The organism is Streptomyces europaeiscabiei, from assembly GCF_001550375.1.
Lineage (GTDB): Bacteria > Actinomycetota > Actinomycetes > Streptomycetales > Streptomycetaceae > Streptomyces > Streptomyces europaeiscabiei.
The window spans coordinates 1-1,285 of record NZ_LRTR01000565.1; the positions used below are offsets into that span (position 1 = coordinate 1).

The window sequence follows — 1,285 nt, forward strand, 5'->3', positions numbered from 1 at the left end:
CCGGCGGGCAGCTGGTGGGCGAGCCAGGCGGCGAGGCCGACCGAGCCGACCAGCGTGTCCGCCGTGAACCCGACCGTGGCGTCGCCGACGGGTTTGACCCGGTCGCCGTTGACGGCCCACTCCAGGTCGCGGGTGAGCCGGGGCTCACCGGCCGGGTGCAGCAGCGCGGGCAGGGCCTGGCGAACCTCCCAGCGCGAGTGCTTGACCGCACGGAGCGCGTCGCCGAACAGTTCCTCGGGGACGGCCGTCCGCCTGCCGACCTCGTTGTTCCAGACCTCGGCCGCCGCGGCCACGTCCGGCCCCTCGGTCCACAGCCGGGCGGGATCGGCGGGCAGCAGGGCGGCCACCACCGCCGCGCGGGTCCTGCCGTCGACGCCGCGCAGTTCGTCCTTGGCGACGGCGGCCGGGGCGGCCTTCACCCCGATGGTGGTGCGCACCTGCGTGGTGAGGAACGTGCGCTCGTGGACGTCGATCTGCGGCAGGCCGGCCACGATCAGCCGGGCCATCGTCCCGGTGACGCCCGTGAGCCGGGCGAACTCCTCGGCGGCCTCCGGGAACCAGGGCGCCGGTCCGCGCGCCGCCAGTTCCGCGAGGAACACACCGGGTGGCGGCGCCCCTCCCTCCGCGCCGAGCGGGGAGGACTCACGGAGGGTGTAGGGCTCCGGTGTGTCGAACCGTCCCGCCGGGTCGTGGAAGAAGCCGGCGAAGACACCGCCGCCGTCGTCCAGCGCGCGGCGCTCCACGATCGCGACGAAGGCGCCGCCGCCCAGGGGAAGCAGCCCGGTCCACGAGCCCTCGCGCCACTCGCCCGACGGGGTGCGCAACCGGTCGGCCGCCAGGTGCAGGATCACCTTGCGCCACCGCTCGGACCCGGCGCCGCCATCCAGCCCCAGCGCGTCGAACCGGCCGAGCAGGGCGAGCAGCGTCTCCCGGTGCTCCTCCGCGGTGGTCCCGGCCGCCGCCCGGAAGGTGAGAGCCGCGGCCCGGTCGACCAGCGTCTGCACGTTCAGGTGTCCGGTCGACAGTTCGCGCCCGTCGAGGTGCAGCCGGGCGGCGGCCTTCTGCGGCACGGTGTCGGCGGAGAGTCCGGCGGCCCTGCCCATCGCACGCAAGGTACGGAAGGCGGAGTCGTCCTCCTCGTCCCGGCGCCACCAGTAGCCGCTGACCACGCCCAGACCGCTCATGGCGTCGATGAGGAGGGTGTCCGCCGGCCCGGCCCGGCCCTCGTCCTCCTCCTCGCCCCCGTCGAGGGCCCGGGTGAGCCGGGCGGCCGCCGCGTCGAGGA

The 1,285-nt window shown here is 76.0% G+C and carries 1 pseudogene; it reads right to left on the bottom strand.

Annotated elements, in window-relative coordinates:
- A pseudogene (locus AWZ10_RS27415) lies at positions 1-1,285 on the bottom strand (DNA-binding protein); the annotation flags it as partial.